This window comes from Paraburkholderia azotifigens (assembly GCF_007995085.1).
In the GTDB taxonomy this organism is placed as follows: Bacteria; Pseudomonadota; Gammaproteobacteria; order Burkholderiales; family Burkholderiaceae; genus Paraburkholderia; species Paraburkholderia azotifigens.
The window spans coordinates 2,149,289-2,171,721 of record NZ_VOQS01000001.1; the positions used below are offsets into that span (position 1 = coordinate 2,149,289).

Annotated in this window: 26 protein-coding genes; 6 read left to right on the forward strand and 20 right to left on the reverse strand. The window is 63.2% G+C overall.

From position 1 onward, the window contains the following. Window positions 1-135 precede the first annotated feature (135 nt). Complete coding sequence (locus FRZ40_RS09550; RefSeq protein WP_028365051.1) at window positions 136-1,059, forward strand: bifunctional helix-turn-helix transcriptional regulator/GNAT family N-acetyltransferase; 924 nt, start codon at window positions 136-138, stop codon at window positions 1,057-1,059. A gap of 84 nt (window positions 1,060-1,143) precedes the next feature. On the opposite strand, the gene FRZ40_RS09555 is transcribed toward FRZ40_RS09550, so the two are convergent. Then, window positions 1,144-1,956, reverse strand: a complete 813-nt coding sequence (locus tag FRZ40_RS09555) for a MetQ/NlpA family ABC transporter substrate-binding protein (RefSeq protein ID WP_147233960.1) — start codon at window positions 1,954-1,956, stop codon at window positions 1,144-1,146. A gap of 271 nt (window positions 1,957-2,227) precedes the next feature. Further along, window positions 2,228-4,015, reverse strand: coding sequence for a methyl-accepting chemotaxis protein (locus FRZ40_RS09560; protein ID WP_147233961.1), 1,788 nt, complete (start codon window positions 4,013-4,015; stop codon window positions 2,228-2,230). Between the two features lie 216 nt (window positions 4,016-4,231). Between FRZ40_RS09560 and FRZ40_RS09565 the strand changes: the two genes are divergently transcribed. After that, window positions 4,232-4,522 carry a YciI family protein gene (locus FRZ40_RS09565; protein WP_028365054.1) on the forward strand — a complete coding sequence of 97 codons (291 nt, stop codon included), beginning with the start codon at window positions 4,232-4,234 and terminating at the stop codon, window positions 4,520-4,522. 88 nt (window positions 4,523-4,610) lie between these two features. On the opposite strand, the gene FRZ40_RS09570 is transcribed toward FRZ40_RS09565, so the two are convergent. The 5 genes from FRZ40_RS09570 to FRZ40_RS09590 all read right to left on the reverse strand — a co-directional run bounded on the left by FRZ40_RS09570 (window position 4,611) and on the right by FRZ40_RS09590 (window position 8,823). Continuing rightward, window positions 4,611-5,228, reverse strand: coding sequence for an SCO family protein (locus tag FRZ40_RS09570; protein WP_147233962.1), 618 nt, complete (start codon window positions 5,226-5,228; stop codon window positions 4,611-4,613). 4 nt (window positions 5,229-5,232) lie between these two features. Next, a complete protein-coding gene (cyoE, locus tag FRZ40_RS09575) occupies window positions 5,233-6,138 on the reverse strand; it encodes a heme o synthase (RefSeq protein WP_028365056.1) in 906 nt (301 codons plus the stop codon). Window positions 6,139-6,144: 6 nt separating this feature from the next. Beyond that, on the reverse strand, window positions 6,145-7,254 hold the full coding sequence (locus FRZ40_RS09580; protein ID WP_147233963.1) for a COX15/CtaA family protein: 1,110 nt from the start codon (window positions 7,252-7,254) through the stop codon (window positions 6,145-6,147). Window positions 7,255-7,305: 51 nt separating this feature from the next. Continuing rightward, window positions 7,306-7,986 carry an SCO family protein gene (locus tag FRZ40_RS09585; RefSeq protein ID WP_028365058.1) on the reverse strand — a complete coding sequence of 227 codons (681 nt, stop codon included), beginning with the start codon at window positions 7,984-7,986 and terminating at the stop codon, window positions 7,306-7,308. Window positions 7,987-8,055: 69 nt separating this feature from the next. Beyond that, complete coding sequence (locus FRZ40_RS09590) at window positions 8,056-8,823, reverse strand: SURF1 family protein (RefSeq protein WP_147233964.1); 768 nt, start codon at window positions 8,821-8,823, stop codon at window positions 8,056-8,058. 99 nt (window positions 8,824-8,922) lie between these two features. On the opposite strand from FRZ40_RS09590, the gene FRZ40_RS09595 reads away from it, so the two are divergent. Further along, on the forward strand, window positions 8,923-9,132 hold the full coding sequence (locus FRZ40_RS09595; protein WP_028365060.1) for a twin transmembrane helix small protein: 210 nt from the start codon (window positions 8,923-8,925) through the stop codon (window positions 9,130-9,132). A gap of 248 nt (window positions 9,133-9,380) precedes the next feature. Here the strand turns inward: FRZ40_RS09595 and FRZ40_RS09600 are convergent, their stop codons facing one another. The 8 genes from FRZ40_RS09600 to FRZ40_RS09630 form a co-directional block, all read right to left on the reverse strand. Next, window positions 9,381-10,238 (reverse strand): cytochrome c oxidase subunit 3, encoded by an 858-nt coding sequence (locus FRZ40_RS09600; RefSeq protein WP_028365061.1) that lies wholly within the window; start codon window positions 10,236-10,238, stop codon window positions 9,381-9,383. Window positions 10,239-10,385: 147 nt separating this feature from the next. Beyond that, the gene (locus FRZ40_RS09605; RefSeq protein WP_147233965.1) at window positions 10,386-10,595 is read right to left on the reverse strand and encodes a DUF2970 domain-containing protein; all 210 of its coding nucleotides are present in this window, start codon (window positions 10,593-10,595) and stop codon (window positions 10,386-10,388) included. Window positions 10,596-10,642: 47 nt separating this feature from the next. After that, entirely contained in the window at window positions 10,643-11,257 is a 615-nt protein-coding gene (locus FRZ40_RS09610; RefSeq protein WP_147233966.1) for a cytochrome c oxidase assembly protein, read from the reverse strand. A 51-nt stretch (window positions 11,258-11,308) separates the two neighbouring features. Further along, a complete protein-coding gene (locus FRZ40_RS44940; RefSeq protein ID WP_231516030.1) occupies window positions 11,309-11,446 on the reverse strand; it encodes a cytochrome oxidase small assembly protein in 138 nt (45 codons plus the stop codon). A gap of 87 nt (window positions 11,447-11,533) precedes the next feature. Next, window positions 11,534-13,147 (reverse strand): cytochrome c oxidase subunit I, encoded by a 1,614-nt coding sequence (gene ctaD, locus FRZ40_RS09615; protein WP_147233967.1) that lies wholly within the window; start codon window positions 13,145-13,147, stop codon window positions 11,534-11,536. A gap of 45 nt (window positions 13,148-13,192) precedes the next feature. After that, window positions 13,193-14,863 carry a cytochrome c oxidase subunit II gene (gene coxB, locus FRZ40_RS09620; RefSeq protein WP_147233968.1) on the reverse strand — a complete coding sequence of 557 codons (1,671 nt, stop codon included), beginning with the start codon at window positions 14,861-14,863 and terminating at the stop codon, window positions 13,193-13,195. A 64-nt stretch (window positions 14,864-14,927) separates the two neighbouring features. Further along, complete coding sequence (locus FRZ40_RS09625) at window positions 14,928-15,419, reverse strand: DUF2244 domain-containing protein (protein ID WP_028365066.1); 492 nt, start codon at window positions 15,417-15,419, stop codon at window positions 14,928-14,930. A 269-nt stretch (window positions 15,420-15,688) separates the two neighbouring features. Continuing rightward, window positions 15,689-16,648: a methyltransferase domain-containing protein gene (locus FRZ40_RS09630; RefSeq protein ID WP_081767453.1), complete on the reverse strand. Its 960-nt coding sequence runs from the start codon at window positions 16,646-16,648 to the stop codon at window positions 15,689-15,691. A 239-nt stretch (window positions 16,649-16,887) separates the two neighbouring features. On the opposite strand from FRZ40_RS09630, the gene FRZ40_RS09635 reads away from it, so the two are divergent. Both FRZ40_RS09635 and trmL read left to right on the forward strand, forming a co-directional pair. After that, window positions 16,888-17,553 carry a ComF family protein gene (locus tag FRZ40_RS09635; RefSeq protein ID WP_240057128.1) on the forward strand — a complete coding sequence of 222 codons (666 nt, stop codon included), beginning with the start codon at window positions 16,888-16,890 and terminating at the stop codon, window positions 17,551-17,553. Window positions 17,554-17,570: 17 nt separating this feature from the next. Continuing rightward, window positions 17,571-18,041 (forward strand): tRNA (uridine(34)/cytosine(34)/5-carboxymethylaminomethyluridine(34)-2'-O)-methyltransferase TrmL, encoded by a 471-nt coding sequence (gene trmL, locus FRZ40_RS09640; protein ID WP_147233970.1) that lies wholly within the window; start codon window positions 17,571-17,573, stop codon window positions 18,039-18,041. Here the strand turns inward: trmL and FRZ40_RS09645 are convergent. The 5 genes from FRZ40_RS09645 to FRZ40_RS09665 form a co-directional block, all read right to left on the reverse strand. Continuing rightward, window positions 18,014-18,565, reverse strand: a complete 552-nt coding sequence (locus FRZ40_RS09645) for an O-acetyl-ADP-ribose deacetylase (protein ID WP_147233971.1) — start codon at window positions 18,563-18,565, stop codon at window positions 18,014-18,016. The two genes, trmL and FRZ40_RS09645, sit on opposite strands and share 28 nt — an antisense overlap. Window positions 18,566-18,720: 155 nt before the next feature. Continuing rightward, entirely contained in the window at window positions 18,721-19,719 is a 999-nt protein-coding gene (locus FRZ40_RS09650) for an NAD(P)H-dependent glycerol-3-phosphate dehydrogenase (protein ID WP_028365071.1), read from the reverse strand. 21 nt (window positions 19,720-19,740) lie between these two features. Next, complete coding sequence (secB, locus tag FRZ40_RS09655) at window positions 19,741-20,211, reverse strand: protein-export chaperone SecB (protein WP_054917485.1); 471 nt, start codon at window positions 20,209-20,211, stop codon at window positions 19,741-19,743. Window positions 20,212-20,406: 195 nt separating this feature from the next. Then, window positions 20,407-20,670, reverse strand: a complete 264-nt coding sequence (grxC, locus tag FRZ40_RS09660; RefSeq protein WP_028365073.1) for a glutaredoxin 3 — start codon at window positions 20,668-20,670, stop codon at window positions 20,407-20,409. Next, the gene (locus FRZ40_RS09665; protein WP_147233972.1) at window positions 20,667-21,092 is read right to left on the reverse strand and encodes a rhodanese-like domain-containing protein; all 426 of its coding nucleotides are present in this window, start codon (window positions 21,090-21,092) and stop codon (window positions 20,667-20,669) included. Before FRZ40_RS09665 ends, grxC begins: the two co-directional genes overlap by 4 nt. A gap of 152 nt (window positions 21,093-21,244) precedes the next feature. Here FRZ40_RS09665 and gpmA point away from each other — a divergent pair, with 152 nt between their 5' ends. Beyond that, the gene (gpmA, locus tag FRZ40_RS09670; RefSeq protein WP_028365075.1) at window positions 21,245-21,991 is read left to right on the forward strand and encodes a 2,3-diphosphoglycerate-dependent phosphoglycerate mutase; all 747 of its coding nucleotides are present in this window, start codon (window positions 21,245-21,247) and stop codon (window positions 21,989-21,991) included. Window positions 21,992-22,433: the final 442 nt, after the last annotated feature.

The following is a 22,433-nucleotide window of genomic DNA, read 5'->3' on the forward strand; positions in this document are numbered from 1 at the left end:
TGCGTGCGTTAACCCGCAAATGTCATACCTCTTTATTAACAATCTGGTGCAAACTTCGAAATTCGCGCGCGATCACTCGATGGAAACAACAGAGCTTGGTGACCGAATGACAGTCGAATACGGGGAACGGACAAGGTGAACGATCCCGATATAGTCCGGGCGGAACAGGTCCGCCACTTCAATCGCTTTTACACGCAGCACATCGGAGCCCTGCACGAACATCTGCAGAAAAGCCCGTTTTCGCTGACGGAAGTGCGTGTGATGCACGAGCTGTCGCGCAGCCAGCACCAGACGGCTGCGGCGCTCGCGCGCGACCTCGGCATCGACAGCGGCTACCTGAGCCGGCTGCTCGCGAGCTTCGAGCGACGCAACCTGATTTCGCGGCGGCCGTCGGAAATCGACGCGCGCCAGTCGCTGGTGTCGCTGACCGAGACGGGACTCGCCGCCTATCAGCCGCTCGACGCCGCCGCGATCGACGAGGTCGCCGCCGTGCTCGCGCGGCTCGCGACGCATTCGCAGGATCAGCTGATCGGCGCGATGAAGCTGATCGAGCGGCTGCTCGACGAGCGTCCGCGGCACAGCATCGTCACGCTGCGCGCGCCGCGCGCGGGCGAATACGGTTGGCTGGTGTCGCGCCAGGCGCAGCTGTTCGCGCAGGTGCACGGCTGGGATCACACGTTCGAAGCACTGCTCGCGCAGCAGGCCGCGCGCTTCGCCCACGCACACGACGCGCGGCGGGAAAATTGCTGGGTCGCGGAACAGGATGGTTTGATCGTCGGATCGGCGCTGCTGTCGACGTCGTCCGACACGCAGGCGAACGTTCACATGCTGTACGTCGAACCGGACGTGCGCCGGCTCGGCATCGGCACGCAGCTAATCAACGAATGCGTGCGCTTTGCGAAGCGGGCGGCTTACCGCACGTTGAGCGTCGAAAGCGAAAGCTCGCTCGACGACGCCCGGCGGCTCTTCACGCAGGCCGGCTTCGCGCTGCTCGCGGCGGCGCCCGAGCGGCGTTTCGGGCGCGATCTCGTCATCGAGCGTTGGGAGCGCGGAATGTAGACGCGCTACGCTTCCCCCGCGCAAATAAAAAAGCGCCACGGTTTCCCGTGGCGCTCTTCACATGGTGTGGTCAGTTCGTGTTGCTCAGAACGACGGCACGACAGAGCCCTTGAACTCCGTCTTGATGAACTGGCGCACGTCTTCCGACTGATACGCCGCAACCAGCTTCTTCACCCACGGCTGATCCTTGTCCTTCGCGCGCACGGCGATCAGGTTCGCGTACGGGCTGTGCACGTCTTCCAGTGCGATCGCGTCTTTGGTCGGCTGCAGGCCGGCCGCCAGCGCGTAGTTCGTGTTGATCGCGGCGGCATCGACGTCGGACAGCGAACGCGGCAGTTGCGCCGCATCGAGTTCGACCAGCTTCACTTTCTTCGGATTGTCGGCGACGTCGAGCGGCGTCGCGGTGCCGCCGTTCGTACCCGCGCCAGCCTTCAGCTTGATCACGCCTTGCGCCTGCAACAGCAGCAGCGCGCGGTTTTCATTCGACGGATCGTTCGGCACCGCGACCTTCGCGCCTTGCGGCAGATCCTTCAGCGACTTCAGCTTCTTCGAGTACACGCCGAGCGGCGAAATGTACGTCAGGCCCGCAGTGACGATCTTGTAGCCGCGCTGCTTGATCTGGCTGTCGAGATACGGCTGATGCTGGAAGCTGTTCGCGTCGAGATCGCCTGCGTCGAGCGCGGCGTTCGGCTGCACGTAGTCGTTGAACTCGACGACCTTCACGTTGAGGCCTTCGCGCTTCGCGACCTTTTGCACAACCGACCAGATTTGCGCGTCGGGGCCGCTGATCGTTCCGACCTTGATGACCTTGTCGTCGGCATGGGCGCCGAAGCTCGTGACGAGTGCCGCCGAAGCGAGCGCTGCGGAAAAAACCTTGATGAGTGTTCTGCGCTGCATGTGATTCTCTCTTGACTGCCTTGTTTCAGATTCGTGGTTCGACGGCGGACGTGTTGAGTTGCCCTTGGGCTTGTCCATGAGGCGTCGAGCCGCAAATGGTCTCACAGGCTCGCGTCGATGTGAAATACAGGGATCGCATATGGGTATGCGGCCCGTGTGGCGGGATTCGCGCGCGGGTTTCACACGTGGGTTTCGCACGCAAATGCAGGTTTGTGCCGCCCGAAAGTGAAAGGGCCGCGCAGCGGCGCGGCCCTCGATGATCAGTTGTTCTTCAGAACGTCGTCCAGTCGTCGTCGGACGATTTGGGCGCGGCGGAGCGCGGCGCGGGCGCCGGCTTGCGCGTAACAGGCGGTGCCGCGTGGTCTTCACGGGCGACGGGGCGCGTCGCCGGTTCATGCTGCGCCGCGGCCGTTTGACCCGCTGCCGGTTCGACAGCCGCTTTCGGCGCCGGCTTCGGCGCGGCCTTCGCAACCGTGCGCACCCTGGCGGGCGTCACGACGGCTGCATCCGAACCATTCACACGGAATGTGCCGATGGTCTGACGCAGACGCGTCGCCTGATCCTGCAGCGATGCGGCAGCCGCGGCAGCCTGTTCGACGAGCGCCGCATTCTGCTGCGTGACTTCATCCATCTGCGTGACCGCGCGGCCCACTTGCGAAATGCCGCTGCTCTGCTCTTCCGACGCCGCCGCGATCTCGCCCATGATGTCCGTCACGCGGCGCACGGCCTGCATGATCTCGCTCATCGTCGTGCCCGCCTGTTCGACGAGCGTGTAGCCGTTGTTGACGCGCTCGACGGAATCGCCGATCAGCTGCTTGATTTCCTTCGCCGCCGTCGCCGAACGTTGCGCGAGGCTGCGCACTTCGCCCGCGACGACTGCGAAGCCGCGGCCCTGCTCGCCCGCGCGGGCCGCTTCGACGGCTGCGTTCAGCGCGAGGATGTTGGTCTGGAAAGCAATGCCCTCGATCACGCCGATGATGTCCGAGATCTGACGCGAGCTGTCGTTGATCTCCGTCATCGTGCTGATCACGCGGCTCACAACCTCGTTGCCCTTCGTCGCGATCTCCGATGCGTTGTTCGCGAGCCCGCTTGCCTGGCGCGCGTTGTCGGCGTTCTGCTTGACGGTCGCCGTCAGCTCTTCCATGCTCGCCGCCGTTTCCTGCAGCGACGCGGCCTGCTGCTCGGTACGCTGCGACAGATCGCCATTGCCCGCGGCAATCTGATGCGTCGCCGACGCGATCGATTCCGCCGACTGGCGAATCTCGCCGATCGCGCGCTGCAGGCGGCTTTGCATCTCGTTCATCGCGGCCATCATGCTGGTCGAATCGTTCGGACGCACGGGCACGATCTGCGTGAGATCGCCTGTTGCGATCCGCGCCGCGAGCTGCGCAGCGTCCTGCGGCTCGCCGCCGAGGCTGCCGCGCACATTGCGGATGATCAGCACCATCGCAAAGGAAATCACCGCGCCAATCACCAGTACGACGATGAAATGCTCGATCAGATTCGCGTAGTAAGCGGTGTCGATATCGCGCACGAATACGCCGCTGACGATATTCCAGTCCCACGGCGCAAAGCGCACCGCGTAGCTGATCTTCGGCACGGCCTCTTCGGAATGCGGCAGACGCCCGCGATATTCGGCGAAGCCCTTGCCCGTCGCCTTCGCCGCATCGACGATCGACACATACAGCAGCTTGCCGTCGGGATCCTTGAAGTCGCCGACCGCTTTGCCGTTCATCTGCGGCAAGGTCGGGTGCATCAGCACGACGGGCTTCGAATCCATCACGAACAGATAGCCCGATTCGCCGTAGCGCATCGTTGCGAGACGTGCGAGCGCTTCGCGCTGCGCATCGGCCTCGCTCATCTTGCCGGCCTGTGCGAGCGCGTAGTAGCCGTTCACGACCCCTTGCGCGGCATCGACGAGGTTCACCATGCCGGCCTTGCGCTCGTCGAGCATTGTCGAGCGGGTCTCAACCGCGCTCCACAATCCGACGCCCAGCAAACCCAGCCATACGAGCACAAGCGATAACCACAGCTTGCGGTTCAGACTCATCCTACTCATGTTGTGTTGGTCTCATGTGGTGGTGTCACTTTCCTTGGCATATCCGCCGCGACCTCGGCAGGAGATCAGCGCAAACGATTGCTCTCTCTGGATATCGGCAGGTCAAGGCGCCGACTTGAGGCAGCCTGTAAGGGACGCATCACCGTGACTGGGCCGATAATGGCGGGACGTTGCCGGTAATGCGCCTGGTCCGGCTCATCCTTTTCGAGGTTGCTTATGTACGTCGTTTCCCTCACCTACACGGCATCGCTGGATCGCGTGGACGACGCGCTGGAAGCGCATCGCGCGTTTCTCGTGCGTCAGTTCGACGCGGGCGTGTTCATCATGGCCGGCCCGAAAGTGCCGCGCGACGGCGGTGTGATCATCGCGGCCGGTATCGAACGATCGCGACTCGACGAGATTCTGGCGAGCGATCCCTTCGCGCAGCAGAAGGTTGCCCGCTACGACGTGACGGAATTCAAGGCGACCCGGATGGCGCCTGGAATGAATCTGAAAGTGCTGGAATGAGGTGAGGTTGACGGTTAGGAAAAGAAAAAGGCTGCACGTCGTGTGCAGCCTTTCTTATTCCGATGCGAGGCTCTCTTAGGCCATTCGCTCAGCCGAGCAACAGCTTGAGATCGTGGACCCATGGCGACGCGCCCTGGCCATCGCGTGCGAAAAGACGCAGCTTGCCGTCGGTATCGAACACGTAGCTGGCGGCCGTGTGATCCATCGTGTAGCTGTCGGGCGTCTTGCCCGGCACCTTCGCGTAGTACACGCGGAAGTCCTTCGTCACCTTGGTCAGCTGCTCCTGATCGGCAGGACGCAGGCCGACGAAGGTCGGATTGAACGCGGGCACGTACTGCGCCATCAGTTCCGGCGTATCGCGCTCGGGATCGACGGTGACGAACAGCACCTGCACGCGCTTCGCGTCTTCGGGCCCGAGTTGCTGGAGCGCCTGTGAAAGCTCGGCCATCGTCGTCGGACACACGTCGGGACAATGCGTGTAGCCAAAGAACAGCACGACGACCTTGCCCTTGTAATCCGCGAGCGTGCGCGTCTTGCCGCTCGAGTCGGGCAGCGAGAAGTCAGTGCCGAATTGCTTGTTGCCCGTGATGTCGACGTTCGTGAACGCGGGCTGTTCTTTCCCGCATCCCGACATCAGCGCCGCGCCGCCGAGCGCGCACGCGACGAGAGCAACGCGCGCCGCGCGCGCGAACCGTTGAGTGAGCATGGTGTTACGCGCCGATCAAGGCACGCGCATAGTGGTCGATCAACAGCGCCGCAAACAGCAGCGACAGATAAACGATCGAGTAACGGAATGTTTTACGCGCGAGGTCGTCAGAATATTCCCGATAAATCTTCCACGCATACGCGAGAAACACGGCACCCAACAGAACCGCCGATGCCAGATACACGATGCCACTCATGCCGGAGATAAACGGCATCATCGTGACGGCGAACAGAATGACCGTGTACAAGAGGATATGAAGACGCGTGTAGGCTTCCCCATGCGTGACGGGGAGCATCGGCAGACCGGCGTTTTCGTAGTCCTTGCGGCGATACAGCGCGAGCGCCCAAAAATGCGGCGGCGTCCATACGAAGATGATCAGCACGAGAATCCATGCGTCGCCGGGCACGGCGCCCGTCACGGCCGCCCAGCCAAGCGCCGGCGGCATCGCGCCCGATGCGCCGCCTATCACGATGTTTTGCGGCGTATAAGGCTTGAGCAACAGCGTGTAGATGATCGCGTAGCCGACGAAGGTGGCGATTGTGAGCCACATCGTCAGCGCATTGGTGAACGTGTCGAGCGTCCACATGCCGAGGCCGCCGAGCACGGCCGAAAACAGCAGAATTTGCGACGTGGTGATTTCACCGCGCGCCGACGGGCGCCATGCGGTGCGGCGCATTTTCGCGTCGACTTTCTGTTCGACGAGACAGTTGATCGCGAAGGCCGCGCCTGCCAGCAGCCAGATGCCGACTGCGCCGCCGATCAGCACCGTCCACGGCACCATGCCGGGCGTGGCCAGGAACATGCCGATCACCGCGCAGAACACGGCGAGCTGCGTGACACGCGGCTTCGTCAGCGCAATGTATTGAGAAATCCGGCTACCGGGCGAATGGGGGAGAGTTGTGCTGTCCATGAAGAGTCACGCTGGCGCGGCGTCGCGCGCGGGAACGACGGCGCGGCCGGGACGGCTATAAGCGATTCGAAAGTTTAACATAACGAGCAAAAGCAGCAGGATCGCAGCCCCGCCGTTATGGGCGACGGCAATGGGCAAAGGCCATTGCAAAACGATGTTCGACAGACCCGTGATGAACTGGATGACGATCACGAGCAGTACGCCCGTCGCGGGCCGCCTCAGCGACTCGAAGCGGCGCATTTTCAGCGCGAACCAGAGCAGATACGCGACCACCACAAAGGCGAACGTGCGATGCGTCCAGTGGATCGAGACGAGCGCGTCCTGCGTGATCACATCGCCGTCGCCCGTCATGCCGAGCGCGCGCCACAAATGGAAGCCGTGGCCGAAGTCCATCGGCGGAATCCACTGGCCGTTGCAGGTCGGAAAGTCAGTGCAGGCGAGCACGGCGTAGTTCGTGCTGACCCAGCCGCCGAGCGCGATCTGCACGATCAGCAGCGCGAGGCCGAACAGCGCGGCGGCACGCCAGTGCGACGCTGCCGGCTCATAAGCGGGCACGGGCGTCTGACGCGCGGCGAGCCAGCCGAGCGTGCCGAGCAGCGCAAGCCCGAGCAGCAGGTGAGTCGTGACGATCACGGGCTGCAGCTTCATCGTCACGGTCCACGCGCCGAACGCGCCTTGCACGAGAATCAGCAGCAGCAGCGAGGTCGGCCACCACGGCGACACGTGCAGCGGACGGCGCTTGATGCGTGCGACCCACGCGATGATCGTCTGCGCGACGATCAGCACGCCGATCGCCATCGCGAAGTAACGGTGGATCATCTCGATCCACGCTTTTGTCATGCTGACGGGCCCTGACGGCATCGCCTGATACGCCGCGCTGATCGCCGCGTGCGCGATGAACGGTGACGACGTGCCGTAGCAGCCTGGCCAGTCGGGACAACCGAGGCCCGAATCCGTCAGACGCGTGAAGCCGCCGAACATGACCAGATCGAGTGTCAGGAACGTCGTGACCCAGACCAGCTTGCGGAACTTGTTGTCGTCGGCTTTCACCCACACGTACGACAGCGGCAGCAGCGCGATGCACAGCCCGATCAGCCCCAGTTGCAATACGAACATCTATCTTTCCTTCTATCGCCTCTAAGCGCGTTTTGACGTGCCCGGGGCACTTTAGCCGATACCCGAATTTCTTAGCAGTTTCGTAACGTCGCCTTTGATCTTCGTCGGGTTTGCGTCTTTCGGAAACCGCATCATCAGGTTACCGCTCGGGTCGACCATGTAGATATGGTCGGTGATCCGCGTGCCGTCGTCGCTGGGCAGCCAGGCCGCCACTTCCTTCGGATCGGCGATCAGCATCTCGGTGTCCTTGTAGGCGTTATCGACGATGTCGGGCACCTTGCCCGCATCGGTGCGCAGAAACACGTTGACGATGCGCTCGCGCTCGCCCGCCTGCGTCGCGCGCACCTGGCGCATGAAATACAGCTTCGTCACGCAAGGCTTGTCACATGCGCTGCTGTCGACGGAAATCATTAGCCAGCGGCCGCGCAGCGACGCGAGCTTGATCGGCTTGCCGTCTTCGCCCGTCACGACGAGGGCGTCGGGAATCGGGCGTTGCGGCTGGATCAGCGTGCCGTAGCTCGTCGTGCCGCCAGTCGGCTTGATCACGTAATACGTGAAGTACGAGCCGATCACGGGCGCCGCACACACCAGCGCGATCAGCAGCAGCGTCCAGCGGCCGCGCTGCCACGAGCCTTTGCCGCCCGTCTGTCCCGGGGCCGCGCGTTGCCCATCTTGCGCGCGCTGCTGCGTTTGCTGTCGCGTTTGCTGCGAACGGGGATTGTGCGTCGACACTCCTGATCCTCTTTCCTTGATGGCGCTTCGATTACGCCTTTGAACTGCGCCCCGGCCTGACGCGAAGCATCAAGCGTGCGGCGCCTGTCCGTTGTTGGCCGCGTCACTGCTTTCGGGACGCTTGTCGCCCACCAGCTTCGCGTTCTTCGTGCTCCGGCGCGCCGCATACAGACCGAAGACGATTGCGGCGGCGGCCATGCCCCACCACTGGAACATATAGCCGTAATTACGTTCGACACCCGACGTCGGCGCAGGCCAGTCGCGCACGAGCTTGTCGCCGTCGTCGCTGGTCTGCTGGATCACGAACGGCTGCAGCGGCAGCCCCGTCTCCGTCGCGAACGACGCAACATCGAGATTCTGGCGAATCGTCTGATGCGCGGCCGAACCGCCCTGCCCAAGTTCATATGCACGGGTCGCATCGGCACGCGCAATGCCTTCGATCTCGACCTCGCCTCGCGGCGTGTCGTACGGTGCGATGGTCGTGCGCTCGTTCATGTTGCGCGGCAGCCAGCCGCGATTGATCAGCACATAGCCGCCGTCGCGCAGTTTAAAGGGCATCACGACGTAAAAGCCCGGCTGGTCGTTATACGGGCGATTATCGAGGTACACCACTTGCTGCGGCATAAACTGTCCAACCGCGCGCACGCGATGAAATTCGATGTCCTTCAGCGCGATCGGCGCGGCACCGATGTTCTGCGCGGGCGCATTCTCGAACTGCGTGATCTGCGCCTGCAGCGCTTCCTTCTGATGCGCGCGATCGCGCTGCCAGAAACCGAGCCGCACCGTCACCGCGACGACGATCAGAATCAGCAGCGTCGGGATGAGACGGATCTTCATCGTGCGGCTTTGACCAGGACATTCGACGACAGACGAACCATTGCGTGCGGTGCGATAATGAAATCGTTGCTTTCGCTTTCCTGAATTTCAATTGGTTCCATGCACATTCTCGTTCCCATCGCGTTCGCTCTGATCATCGCCAGCATGGTGTCCGCGCTGTACTTCATGATGCACGACCGGGGCAAGACGAAGCGTATGGTGTGGTCGCTGGCAACGCGTGTCGGTCTGTCGATTTCGCTGTTCCTGTTCATCCTGTTCGCAAACTGGATGGGCTGGATTCATTCGACGGGCATTCCATACGGCCGCTGACGCACGCTTTCTGTCAGACATCTCAAAATCGACGGCGAAGTATGCCATCGAATTTCCGCGCCTATCGGGCAACACACCGTTACCCGATCGGCGACATTTCCGCCCCATCAAACACAACGCCGCCCTGACGGGGTCGAGGGCGGCGCTGCCTAAGTCTTCTTCGAATCAGCTCTTACCGCCTCGCTGCGTCGATATGACGCACGCCATGCGCAAGCTTTCGTCGCATTCAAGCGACGGTGACGCGACGCTTACAGCCAGTACACGACGACGTACAGCCCAAGCCACACGACGTCCACAAAGTGCCAGTACCACGCCGCGCCTTCGAATGCGAAGTGGTGATCGGCAGTAAAGTGACCGCGAATCAGCCGGATCATCACGATAGCCAGCATCGTGCCGCCGAGGAACACGTGGAAACCGTGAAAGCCCGTCAGCAGGAAGAACGTCGAACCGTACACGCCTGACGCGAGCGTCAGGTTCAGCTCGTTGTACGCATGGAAATATTCGAAACCCTGCAGGAACAGGAACGAAACGCCCAGCACCAGCGTGGCCGCGAGCCAGGCAATCGCCTTGGTGCGGTGATTGTCGCGCAGTGCGTGGTGCGAGACCGTCAGCGTCGCACCCGACGACAGCAGCAGCGCGGTGTTGATGGTCGGCACAGGCCACGGCGTCATCGACTTGAAGTGCGACACGAGATCCGCCGGTCCGATATTCGGCCATACCGCCGCGAAATCCGGCCAGATCAGCTTGTAGTCGAGGCTGCCGAGCTGATGCATCGCGATCTGGCGCGCATAGAACAGCGCGCCGAAGAATGCGCCGAAGAACATCACTTCGGAGAAGATGAACCAGCTCATGCTCCAGCGGAACGATGTATCGACGCGCTTGCCGTACATGCCGCCTTCCGACTCGGAAATGGCATCGCCGAACCAGTGGTACAGCGTGAAGAGCAGCCACAGCAGACCGATCAACGCCGTGAAGGGCGCCCACGGTTCGCCGTTCACCCACGCCGCAAACGATCCGAGCATGACCAGCAGGCCGAGGGCCGCGCTGATGGGGTGCCGCGACGGATGCGGTATGAAATAGTACGGGCTCTCGTTTTGACCGCTCATTGTTGATTCTCCACTTCAGTCCAGTTGTTCCGCTTGGTCCGGTTGAATCCACAGCCGACTGCGCTGCGCCCCGGCTCTATCTCCTGCGGCGCGCTGCGCTGCGCCGCCCTTCTCCATTCATTGCATCCAGTCCCGCCCGACCTCTGTTCAGCCAACCACCATGCGTACGATCAGGATCAGCACACCGATGAAAATCGCCGCGCCGATCAGCGCCGCCGCAATGACGTGCAGCGGATTCAGCTGGGAGGCGTCCGCTTCCAGATCGCGTCGCTTTCGCACACCGAAAAACGACCACATCACCGCTTTCATCGACTGGCCGAAACTGCTCTTCCTGCCGCCGCCACCGCTATCGTTCATGTTCCTCGCCTTCTCTGGGCAAGCGTCAATTACGCGTCATCTACGCGTCAGGCCGGGTTCGCTGCTTTCGATGCGCCGTCAGCCGTCTGACCTTCCGGGCCCCGCGACGTCGGCGCAGGCGCATTCAGTTCGAAGAACGTGTACGACAGCGTGATCGTCTTCACGTCTTTCGGCAGCTTCGGATCGACGACGAACACCACGGGCATCCGCTTCGACTCGTTCGCTTTCAACGTCTGCTGCGTAAAGCAAAAACACTCGATCTTCTTGAAGAACTCGGTTGCCTGCTTCGGCGCGTAGCTCGGAATGGCTTGCGCCTGGATCGTCCGCGCCTGCTGGTTGCTCACGTCGTACATCACCGTCGTCACTTCGCCCGGATGCACGTCGATACTGTTCTGCTCCGGCTTGAAACCGAGCGGCCCGCGCGCATTCGCGTCGAACTCGATCGAAATCGTGCGGCTCATGTCGACCTGCGTGTTCTTCGCCTCGCGCGCCGTGGCGTCGCGCTGCACGAGGTTGTTGATGCCCGTGACCTCGCAGATCGCGCGATACATCGGCACCAGCGCAAACCCGAAGCCGAACATCAGCAACGCGACGACGACCAGCTTCAACAGCATCGGACGGTTAAAAGAACGATCGGCCCCGGCGGGCGGTTGCGTCGACATCGAACTTCCTCAACGGATCACTGCACGGCGATACAGGCTCGTCACGCCAGGTCAGTGAGCAAACCAGACCTGCTTGACAACGGCACCCAGAAAAAAGACGGCGACGACGGCTAGCAGAATCAGACCGAGTCGCAGATTCCCTGCGCGAATTTCTTCAGACGTACGTCTTTTTTGTGGATTCCGGCTCATGCTCGACATTCTTGGTGCTGCCTTTATTCAGCTTTCCTGCTCCGGCGTCGTGACGCCGGAGCAGATGCTGCGAAGACTGCTGACGGCTTACTCGACCGTCGGCGGATTTTCGAACGTGTGGAACGGAGCCGGGCTCGGCACGGTCCACTCGAGACCCGTTGCGCCGTCCCACGGCTTGTCGCCTGCCTGTTCGAGTTCGCCGCCGCCGCGGTAAGCCGGCAACGCGACCGCGAACAGGAAGTACACCTGCGCAAGGCCGAAGCCGAACGCGCCGATGGTGATGACCTGGTTCCAGTCGGTGAACTGCGCCGGATAGTCGGCGTAGCGACGCGGCATCCCTGCAAGACCGACGAAGTGCATCGGCAGGAACGCGAGGTTGAAGAAGATCAGCGACGACCAGAAGTGGATCTTGCCGCGCGTCTCGTTGTACATCCAGCCCGTCCATTTCGGCGACCAGTAGTACCAGCCTGAGAAGAGTCCGAACAGCGAACCCGCCACCAGCACGTAGTGGAAGTGCGCGACCACGAAGTAGGTGCCGTGGTACTGGATGTCGAGCGGCGCCATCGCGAGCATCAGGCCCGTCAGACCGCCGAACGTGAACACGAACAGGAAGCCCACGGCGAACAGCATCGGGGTTTCGAAGGTGAGCGAACCGCGCCACATCGTCGCGACCCAGTTGAACACCTTCACGCCCGTCGGCACGGCGATCAGCATCGTCGCGTACATGAAGAACAGCTGACCCGTGACGGGCATGCCCGTCGCGAACATGTGGTGCGCCCAGACCATGAACGACAGGATCGCGATCGATGCCGTTGCGTACACCATCGAGCTATAGCCGAACAGCGGCTTGCGCGCGAACGCCGGGATCACCTGCGACACGATCCCGAACGCCGGCAAGATCATGATGTACACCTCGGGGTGGCCGAAGAACCAGAAGATGTGCTGATACATCACCGGGTCGCCGCCGCCTGCCGCGTTGAAGAACGACGTACCGAAGTGGCGGTCGAACAGCACCATCGTGATCGCGCCCGCGAGCACCGGCATCACGGCGATCAGCAGGTACGCGGTGATCAGCCACGTCCACACGAACATCGGCATCTTCATCAGCGTGAGGCCGGGTGCGCGCATGTTCAGGATCGTCACGACGATGTTGATGCCGCCCATGATCGACGACGCGCCCATGATGTGCACCGCGAAAATCGCGAAGTCCATGCCCGGGCCCATCTGCGTGGAAAGCGGCGCGTACAGTGTCCAGCCGGCGGCCGTTGCCCCGCCCGGCGTGAAGAACGAGCCGACCAGCAGCACGGCGGCGACGGGCAGCAGCCAGAAGCTGAAGTTGTTCATCCGCGCGAAGGCCATGTCCGATGCGCCGATCTGCAGCGGAATCATCCAGTTTGCGAAGCCGACGAAGGCCGGCATGATCGCGCCGAACACCATGATCAGGCCGTGCATGGTGGTCAGCTGGTTGAAGAACTCGGGGCGCATGATCTGCAGGCCCGGTTCGAACAGCTCGGCGCGGATGCCCAGCGCCATCACGCCGCCGGACAGGAACATGATGAACGAGAACAGCAGATACAACGTACCGATGTCTTTATGGTTCGTCGCGAACAGCCAGCGGCGCCAGCCGTGCGGCGTCTCGTGGGCGTGGTCGCCGTGCACGTGCTCGTGCCCTGCGGCTACATCGTGTCCGATGCTAGACATGACAATCTCCTAAATCGAATCCTGCTTTTCTCTGACTGTGGCACGTCAGGCCGCTGGGCTGATCTCAACACGTCGTGCTTCCTTCGCGTCCGCACCGCCCGTGATCGTCTCCGGCTTCTTCAAAATAATATGGTCTTCGGCGATGCCGGCTGCCTTGAGCGCATCGCGCACGGCTTCGGCACGCGCCTTTGCGAGCTTCGCGTTCTTGTCGGCGGAACCCGTTGCATCGGTGTAACCCGACAGCGTGAACTTCGCGTCGGGATGCGCCTTCGCGTACGCGGCGGCGGCATCGATGGCCGCTTTCGCGTCGGCGGGCAGCGTGCTCTTGTTGGTCTTGAAGTAGACGCTGGCTGGCAGCGACGCTTGCGGCGCCGACGCTGCTGCGTTATCCGATGCCCCAGAAGCTGCTGCGGGAGCCGATGCGCCCGCTTCGCCGCTTGCCGCAGCCGCGCCGCTCGCACCTTCCGCACCGCTCGCCGCCGCATCCGATGCGGCAGCCGCCGCTGCGCCCGCGAGGTGACTGCCGCCCGACGGCATACGGCCATTACGCGCGTCGGCGACCTGCTTCGGCTGCAGGATGTCGCCCGTGTGGTTGCCCCACGAGTTGCGTTCGAACGTGATGACGGAAGCGATCTCGACGTCGTTCAGCGTCGGCGCCCAGGACGGCATCGCGTTCTTGCCCTTCAGCACGATGCTCACGTGTTCGGCAAGCGGACCGTTCGCGACCTTGCTGCCGTCGAGCGCCGGGAATGCGCCCGCGCCCTTGCCTGTCGGCTGGTGGCAGACCGCACAGTTCGCCGCGTACACCTTGCCGCCGCGCTCCGTCAGCTCGGCCAGCGTGTAGTTCCTGTTCGGGTCGTCCTGGCCGGCCGCCATTTTCTTTTTCTCGTCGTCGACCCACTTCGCGTAGTCCTCGTCGGACAGCACGTTGACGACGACGGGCATGAACGCGTGTTCCTTGCCGCACAGCTCCGTACAGAAGCCGCGGTAGGTGCCGACCTTTTCCGCCTTGAACCACGTGTCGCGCACGAAGCCGGGAATCGCGTCCTGCTTCACGCCGAACGCGGGCACGTACCACGAGTGCACGACGTCGTTGGCCGTGGTGATGATCCGGATCTTCTTGTTGACGGGAACGACGAGCGGATTGTCGACTTCCTGCAGGTACGTATCCGTCTTCGGCGCCTGGCCGTCGACCTGGCTGCGCGGCGTGGTCAGCGTCGAGTAGAAGTTGATGCCTTCGCCCGGACCCTTGACGTAGTCGTACGCCCATTTCCACTGATAGCCAGTGACCTTGACGGTCAGGTCGGCATTGGTGGTGTCCTTCATCGCGACGACCGTCTTGGTGGCAGGGAGCGCCATCAGCACGACGATGATGAACGGGACGATCGTCCAGATGATTTCGACGGTGGTGCTTTCGTGGAAATTCGCCGCCTTGAATCCCTTCGACTTGCGGTGCGCGAAGATCGAATAGAACATCACGCCGAACACGCCGATGAAGATCACCGTGCAGAGAATCAGCATGAACGTGTGGAGGCTGTAGAGCTCTTCGGCAATCCTCGTCACGGGCGGCTGGAGATTGATCTCGTTGACGCGGGGGCCGCCCGGACTGTCGCCGACTGCAAGGGCGGCGCCGGCGAACAGCAGCCCGCTACACGCCAGCACACCCATGAGGGCTCGCTTGATTGTTTTCATAGCTTCCTTACCGAAAATTTCCATTCAAACCCTCGACCCCGCTGGAAGGCTGCCTCTCGTCTTCTGGAACAGCGCGCAATTCCACAATTCAATACGCAACTTTTTGCGCCTGGCACTGCCTGATCCACAGCCGCAGTTCGTCGGCGAATTGTGCGCGCCGATATTGCGCAAGGTGCAGCCCGACCGTGACCGACTCGCCGCGCGAAACCAGCCTGATCCGGTCGCGCGGCGTCGCTCCTGGTTCGACCCGCACCCAGCGCGGATTGAATTCGAACTGCGTGAGATGCTCGGCGCTTACCTGTTCGATCACGAGCCGGTTTGGAAACAGCCGGATGCGCTCGTAATCGACAGCATGGCGTGCATAGATTGCAAATGCGACACCGACAGCGAGCAACTCGATACCCGTGAACGGCAACACCAGCCACGCACCGCACAGGACCAGCAGGAATGCAATTAAGAGCGAGAATGCCGCGAGCGACACATAGAAGAACACGAATTGCCGCGGCGAAACCGAACAGTTGCGCTTCATCAGCCAGTCCTTGAGGACGGGCTCCGACTCAGCCAGCTCGGTTGCATTCATCGCTGCCTCCCGCGAACCGCCAGTCACCGCCTACCGCCACTGCCATTCAAGCCCGGCGCAACTACCGCTACCCGAACCGCTACGCCTCGGGACTGCCGCTCCAATCGTGGGAACTTTGAGCGACAAACTGACGCATTATAGGGCCGATCTATGGCATCCACAAGCAACGCTCTATCGGCCGCCAACCCAAGCCACATAAGCCTCTGCGCCGTTTTGACGCACTTTTTGAGCCGCTGATTCCGGGCATAACCAATGCCCTCTTTACCACCTCAACGATTGCCTTGCCGCCCTCGTCCGATGTCTTCGATCCGTACGATTCCATGCCCTTCAGGCGTCGTTCGCGGGACGGCTTTCCACGCGTGCCCGTAAATCACCTCGAAGGTGAGCGGAATCGTGCCGTCGCCCTGCCGGCGCGCCTCGAGCGCAGCCAGCAGCGCCTTGTGCATGCGCCTCGACGCGACACCCGGCAGCGCCTCGCGCCGGAACGGATAGGCGCCCCAGCGGCGCACGTCGGCGAGCAGCGACTCGGGCGACTTGTACGTAATGGTCAACGTCTCCTGGTCCATCACGGGGATTTCGAAGCCACTTTCGACAAGCATATCGCCCAGATCGTGCATGTCTACGAAGTCGATTACATGTTTGTGCGTATTGACGCCGTGCGCCGCTTCGATCTCGGCATACGCGCCGCGCAGTTCTTTCAGCGTGTCGGGCCCTAGCGTGCTGAACATCAGCAGGCCGTTGACCTTCAGCACACGTTGCCACTCCGGGAACACGAGATCGGGCCGCGAGTGCCAGTGCAGCGCGAGATTCGACCAGATGAATTCGAATGCACCCGACGCGAATGGCAACGCGGAGAAGTCCGCCTGAGCGAATCTCGGACCGCGCGAGCCCAGCGCCTTGCCGAGCGATGCAGGCAGAAAGCGGCGCCAGCTGGTGTCGGCGGCGTCGTGCGTGACCGCGCGCGTGAGCATCGAACGCGAGAGATCGGTGCCGAACACGGGCGCTTCGGGAAAGCGCTCGCGCAACGAAGGAAGGTCGTCTCCGGCGCCACATCCCGCATCCAGCACGTGCGACGGATTGACCTTGATGTAGTCGAGCCGCTCGCGCATGCGCTGCGCGATTTCGCGTGGCAGGAACGCGACGTCGTCGAAGGTGGCGGCGCGGCGGTCGAAAATCTTCCGAAGACGGCGCGAATCATAGGCCGGACGGCCAGTTTCGGTGGGAGACACGGTTATTCGAGTCGTACGGACGAAGAGTGCGAAGTATACTCGCTCGATTCCGTCCCTTCAGCGTCAGCGGCCTTCGGAGGCGTGTCGATATGCCGAATTGGGCTTTTCGGTGGCCTCGCGCCATCCAACCCGTGCGAGCGCTGCGCGAACGGTTCATCGGGATCGCACAACGATCCGTCCCGGCACTGCCGGCGCTCGCGTGCGCCGTTTTGCCGAATCCGTGCGCCTTGTGCGGCAATATGTCGCATCGGACGTTGTGTAGCTTTTGCGACGAAGCCTGGTGGAACGAGGCGCGGCTGCGCTGCACGGTCTGCGCGGTGCCGTTGAGCGGCTTTCGGCGCGCCAGCCTGATGCATTACCGATGCGGCGACTGCCTGACGGCCCCGCCCGCGTTCGATGCGACCGTCGCGCTCGCCGACTATCGGGCGCCGCTCGATGCGCTGGCTGTCGGCCTCAAGTTCCGCGCGCGGCTCGCGCTTGCGCACGAGTTCGCGCGGCGGCTCGCTCGGTCCGCGTTCGATGTGTTCGACACGCTTGACGGGCGCGACCGGCCCGATGTCGTCGCGCCCGTGCCGTTATCGGCGCGTCGGCTCGTGGAACGCGGCTACAACCAGGCATGGGAGATCGCGCGGCCTTGCGCGAAAGCGCTCGGCGTTCGCAGCGACGCCACGCTCGTGCGGCGCGTGATCGACACTGCGCCGCAATCGAAGCTCGATCTCGATGCGCGCAGGCAGAATGTCGGCCGCGCGTTCGTCGTGGCGAAGACAGTGCAGGGCCTGCATGTAGTCATCGTCGACGATGTGATGACGACGGGCGCGACACTCGATGCGCTGGCCCGTACGCTGAAGGCAGCCGGCGCGCGTCGCGTGACGAACCTCGTCGCGCTGCGCACGCCGAAAAACTAGTTCTCCACTTACCTCTTATGTTCAACGTCGTTCTCGTCGAACCCGAAATTCCGCCGAACACCGGCAACGTGATCCGCCTGTGCGCGAACACGGGTGCGCGGCTGCATCTGATCGAACCGCTCGGCTTTCCGCTCGACGACGCCAGGATGCGCCGCGCCGGTCTCGACTATCACGAGTACGCGCAGATGCACGTGCATCGCGACTGGGACGCGCTGATCGACAGCGAAGCGCCCGACCCGACGCGCATGTTCGCGTTCACGACGCGCGGCTCCAGCCCGTTCCACTCGCACGCGTTCCTGCCCGGCGACTGGTTCGTGTTCGGCGCGGAAACGCGCGGCCTGCCGGCCGCCTTGCTGGACCGCTTTCCAGACGAACAGCGCGTGCGCCTGCCGATGCGTCCCGGCAATCGCAGCCTGAACCTGTCGAACACGGTTGCCGTGGTCGTGTTCGAAGCGTGGCGTCAGGCCGGCTTCGAAGGCGGCGCCTGAACGCGTCGTTCGAGTTCGGCCTCGTAGCGCGCGTGCATCGCTTCGTCGAAGCACGCAAAGATCACGCGCTCGACGGCAGGCGCGTTCGGCAGCGTGTCGATCACGGTTTGCACGGCAATGCGCACCGCGTCGTCGGCGGGGAAACGATAGACGCCGCAGCTGATCGCGGGAAACGCGATGCTCTTCGCCTTCGCATCGCGCGCGAGTTCGAGCGAGCGCCGGTAGCACGCAGCCAGCAGTTCCGTCTCGCCGCGCCCGCCGCCGTGCCACACGGGGCCGACGGCATGAATCGCGTGGCGCGCTTTCAGCCGATGCCCGCCCGTGATCTTCGCGTCGCCTGTCGCACAACCGCCCAGCGATTCGCATTCGCGCAGCAGATCGGGACCGGCCGCACGATGAATCGCGCCGTCCACACCGCCGCCGCCCAGCAATGACGTGTTCGCCGCGTTGACGATGGCGTCGACAGCCAGCGTCGTGATGTCGACGACGCGCGCTTCGAGCGTGCAATAGCCAAGGGTGAGCATGGGAAAACCTCCAGAATCGATACGGCGACGATAGGAGGTGGACAGCGAAAGAAGCGAGCCGTTCGGCGTTAGCCTTTACCGGCTTCGTAAAAGACTTTCAACGAATGGACCGCAATGAGGTGCGGGCCCTGTGCGGCCCGCTCGTGAATCGGCAATTACTCGGCCTTTGCGTCCCGGCGCAGCAATGCGCTGACGGCATCGCGCGGCGCGATGCCATTGAACAGCACGTCGCAGACGGCTTCCGTGATCGGCATTTCGATCGCATGTGACTGCGCGATCGACAGCACGCCGCGCGCGCAGCGCACGCCCTCGGCGACATGCCCGAGCGCATTGAGAATGTCGTCGAGCGAACGACCGCTGGCGAGCTGCATGCCGACCGTGCGGTTGCGCGACAGATCACCCGTCGCGGTCAGGATCAGATCGCCGAGTCCCGTGAGCCCCGTAAACGTTTCCGCCCGGCCGCCGAGCGCTGCACCCAGACGCGACATTTCAGCGAGACCGCGCGTGATCAGCGCCGCGCGCGCATTCAGGCCGAGGCCAAGACCGTCGGCGATGCCCGTGGCGATAGCCAGCACGTTTTTCACCGCGCCGCCCACTTCCACGCCGACGACGTCGTCGCCGCTGTAAATGCGCATCGCGCCGTGATGGAACGCCGCGACCGTGCGCTCGCGGCACGCCGCCGACGCGCTCGCCACCGTCAGCGCCACGGGCAGGCCCTGCCCCACTTCACGCGCGAAGCTCGGTCCCGACAGCGGCCCGTTGCTGCCATGGCCGCTCAGTTCTTGCGCGACGACCTGATGCGGCAGCAGTTGCGACTCCGCCTCGAAGCCCTTGCACAACCACACGAAATGCGCCGGCACCTTGCCCATGTCGCGCATCGTGCGCAGCATCGCGCGCAAACCGGCGACGGGCGTCGCGACGACGCACAGCGCGTCGTCGGCGAGCGCGTGACTCAGTGCGGCATCGAGATCCGCTTCGAAGCGAAGCGTGGACGGCAACGCAACGCCCGCCAGGTAGCGGGCGTTTTCGTGCGAAGTGGAGAGTTCGGCGATGAGCGCGGCATCGCGCGCCCAGAGCACCGTGTCATGCCGCGCGGCCAGATGGCCGGCGAGTGCGGTGCCCCATGCACCGGCGCCGAGAACGGCGACCTTCATAGCCGGCACCGCCTGCACGCGTCAGTGGTGGGCCGCGCTGCCCGCGCCCGTTTCCTGCGAAGCGATCTGCGCGAGACGTTGCTCGTACAGCGCCTGGAAGTTGATTTCGGCGAGGTGGATGGGCGGGAAGCCTGCGCGCGTGATCGCGTCGGCGATGTTCGAACGCAGGTACGGGAACAGGATGGTCGGGCAAGCAATGCCGACGAGCGGATCGATCTGTTCAGCCGGGATGTTGCGGATGTCGAAAATGCCTGCCTGCTTGGCTTCGATCAGGAACGCGACCTTGTCGCTGACCTTGGCCGTCACGGTGCCCGTGACGAGAATTTCGAACACCGTGTCCGCGAGGCGCTCAGCCTTCACGTCGACTTCGACTTCGACCGACGGCATTTCCTGTTCGAGGAAAATGGCCGGCGAGTTCGGCTGCTCGAGCGACATATCCTTCAGGTAGATGCGCTGGATATTGAAGAACGGCTGGTTGTTCTCGTCGGACATGGTTCTCTACTCCCTAAATTTCGTTGCGGCGGACGGATGCCGCCAGATCTCGTGGTGTTGCGGGCCGTCACGATGGACGGCGTCCAGCCGGCCGGTGCGAACGTCATGAACGCGTTGCCCGGCCTTCATCTTGTTAGCTGCCGCGCGCTGCGACGACGGATCGACGCGACGCGCAAGCGGTGCTGCGCTCCGACCTCAGGCGACGGCTTCGAGCAGCGGCGCCAGACCGCCCGCGCGATCGAGCGCGGACAGGTCGTCATAGCCGCCGATGTGCGTCTCGCCGATATACACCTGCGGCACCGTGCGACGGCCCGTGCGCGTCATCATCTCCTGACGGCGCGCCGGGTCTTTGTCGATCAGCACCTTTTCGATGTGCTCGACGCCGCGCGACTTTAGTAGACGTTCGGCCATCTGGCAATACGGGCACACCTGCGTGCTGTACATGATCACTCTGTTCACTTCGCAACTCCTTGTTTGACGACGGGCATGCCCGCCTGCTGCCAGGCGTTGACGCCGCCTTCCAGCACGTGCACTTCCGCATAGCCTGCGTCGCGCACAATACGTGCCGCCTTGTTCGACTGCTGGCCGTTCTGGCAAACGAGCAGCACCGGGTTGCTCTTATTCTTCACGAGTTGGCCGACTTTCGCTTGCAACTCGCCAAACTCGACCTGACGGGCAGAAGGCAGGTGCCCGCCGGCGTATTCCGCCGCTGGGCGCAGGTCGATGACGACTGCGTTACGCCGGTTAATCAGCTGCGTGGCGGCAGCCGCGGAGAGGCCGCCGCGTCCGCGCCGGGAAATCGACGGCCAGAGGAGCAACGCCCCGGAGATGAGGGCGATCGCGATCAGGGCAAGGTTGGTGTAATCGGTGAAAAACTTCACGGATGATCCGCCGGAAAAAAGGAAAGAAACGGGATAAATCGGAAAGGGCAATCCGACCATTATAAAATAACCGTCTGACGCGATGGCGACCGCGAGCCGCAGGCTGCGGTGCCGCCCCGATTACGGCTTCCTCACTACCGACCGGCAACGACATGTACAAACTCGTTCTCATCCGCCACGGCGAATCGACGTGGAACAAGGAAAACCGCTTCACCGGCTGGGTCGACGTCGACCTCACCGAACAGGGCAACCTCGAAGCGCAGCAGGCAGGCATGCTGCTGAAAGACTCGGGCTACACGTTCGACATTGCGTACACCTCGGTGCTCAAGCGCGCGATCCGCACGCTGTGGCACGTGCAGGACAAGATGGACCTGATGTACCTGCCCGTGGTCCATTCGTGGCGCCTCAACGAGCGCCACTACGGCGCGCTGTCGGGTCTGAACAAGGCCGAGACGGCCGCGAAGTTCGGCGACGACCAGGTGCTGGTCTGGCGCCGCAGCTACGACACGCCGCCGCCCGCGCTGGAAGCGACCGACTCGCGCACGTCGTACGACGATCCGCGCTACGCAAAGGTGCCGCGCGAGGAGCTGCCGCTCACCGAATGCCTGAAGGACACCGTCGCGCGCGTGATGCCCGTCTGGAACGAATCGATCGCACCCGCTATCAAATCGGGCCGCAAGGTGCTGATCGCCGCGCATGGCAACTCGATCCGCGCGCTGGTCAAGTATCTCGACAACATCTCCGATAGCGACATCGTCGGCCTGAACATCCCGAACGGCGTGCCGCTCGTGTATGAACTGGACGAGAACCTGAAGCCGATCAAGCACTACTATCTCGGCGACCAGGAAGCGATCGCGAAGGCGCAGGCAGCCGTCGCGAAGCAGGGCAAGGCAGGCTGATCCCGCTCGTCTCCCAGATAATGACCGTGGCCCGCGGCGATGCTGCTGCGGACCACGGCATGTGCGCTTCGGCCGCCCTGCGCGGTTGCCTGACAGCACTGCCATGTGCTTGCCATGTGCTTGCCATGTTCGCGCCATCGTGCATCGCGGCCGCATCGAACGGCCCTCCCCGGCGACGCACACACGGCTGCAGTTCATACCGATGCGCACGCAACGGTATCAGCGGCTCGGCCCGCATTTCACGCGCTTCCAGCCCCGCGCAGCGGCACTTTTGGCGCTGCGGGCGTCCGCCAGCGCACATTCGGCGCGCCAGACGCCAGCGATCCTTAGAACCTCGCGGCGCGACCGCTGTCGAAACCCGATTACCCACACGTACAGGCCGTGCAGACGTCAAGTTATACTTGTCCGTCTTTTATCCTTTGACGCTGCCACGCGCTTCCGA

Excerpts from the sequence above, each read along its gene's own strand:
- FRZ40_RS09595 (WP_028365060.1), top strand. The coding sequence starts at position 8,923 with ATGCACATTCTCGTTCCCATCGCGTTCGCTCTGATCATCGCCAGCATG.
- FRZ40_RS09600 (WP_028365061.1), bottom strand. The coding sequence starts at position 10,238 with ATGAGCGGTCAAAACGAGAGCCCGTACTATTTCATACCGCATCCGTCG.
- coxB (WP_147233968.1), bottom strand. The coding sequence starts at position 14,863 with ATGGAAATTTTCGGTAAGGAAGCTATGAAAACAATCAAGCGAGCCCTC.
- cyoE (WP_028365056.1), bottom strand. The coding sequence starts at position 6,138 with ATGGACAGCACAACTCTCCCCCATTCGCCCGGTAGCCGGATTTCTCAA.
- FRZ40_RS09580 (WP_147233963.1), bottom strand. The coding sequence starts at position 7,254 with ATGTTCGTATTGCAACTGGGGCTGATCGGGCTGTGCATCGCGCTGCTG.
- FRZ40_RS09625 (WP_028365066.1), bottom strand. The coding sequence starts at position 15,419 with ATGAATGCAACCGAGCTGGCTGAGTCGGAGCCCGTCCTCAAGGACTGG.
- FRZ40_RS09605 (WP_147233965.1), bottom strand. The coding sequence starts at position 10,595 with ATGAACGATAGCGGTGGCGGCGGCAGGAAGAGCAGTTTCGGCCAGTCG.
- ctaD (WP_147233967.1), bottom strand. The coding sequence starts at position 13,147 with ATGTCTAGCATCGGACACGATGTAGCCGCAGGGCACGAGCACGTGCAC.
- FRZ40_RS44940 (WP_231516030.1), bottom strand. The coding sequence starts at position 11,446 with ATGAGCCGGAATCCACAAAAAAGACGTACGTCTGAAGAAATTCGCGCA.
- FRZ40_RS09590 (WP_147233964.1), bottom strand. The coding sequence starts at position 8,823 with ATGAAGATCCGTCTCATCCCGACGCTGCTGATTCTGATCGTCGTCGCG.
- secB (WP_054917485.1), bottom strand. The coding sequence starts at position 20,211 with ATGTCCGACGAGAACAACCAGCCGTTCTTCAATATCCAGCGCATCTAC.
- FRZ40_RS09650 (WP_028365071.1), bottom strand. The coding sequence starts at position 19,719 with ATGAAGGTCGCCGTTCTCGGCGCCGGTGCATGGGGCACCGCACTCGCC.
- FRZ40_RS09610 (WP_147233966.1), bottom strand. The coding sequence starts at position 11,257 with ATGTCGACGCAACCGCCCGCCGGGGCCGATCGTTCTTTTAACCGTCCG.
- FRZ40_RS09635 (WP_240057128.1), top strand. The coding sequence starts at position 16,888 with ATGTCGCATCGGACGTTGTGTAGCTTTTGCGACGAAGCCTGGTGGAAC.
- FRZ40_RS09570 (WP_147233962.1), bottom strand. The coding sequence starts at position 5,228 with ATGCTCACTCAACGGTTCGCGCGCGCGGCGCGCGTTGCTCTCGTCGCG.
- FRZ40_RS09645 (WP_147233971.1), bottom strand. The coding sequence starts at position 18,565 with ATGCTCACCCTTGGCTATTGCACGCTCGAAGCGCGCGTCGTCGACATC.
- gpmA (WP_028365075.1), top strand. The coding sequence starts at position 21,245 with ATGTACAAACTCGTTCTCATCCGCCACGGCGAATCGACGTGGAACAAG.
- FRZ40_RS09565 (WP_028365054.1), top strand. The coding sequence starts at position 4,232 with ATGTACGTCGTTTCCCTCACCTACACGGCATCGCTGGATCGCGTGGAC.
- FRZ40_RS09555 (WP_147233960.1), bottom strand. The coding sequence starts at position 1,956 with ATGCAGCGCAGAACACTCATCAAGGTTTTTTCCGCAGCGCTCGCTTCG.
- trmL (WP_147233970.1), top strand. The coding sequence starts at position 17,571 with ATGTTCAACGTCGTTCTCGTCGAACCCGAAATTCCGCCGAACACCGGC.
- FRZ40_RS09560 (WP_147233961.1), bottom strand. The coding sequence starts at position 4,015 with ATGAGTAGGATGAGTCTGAACCGCAAGCTGTGGTTATCGCTTGTGCTC.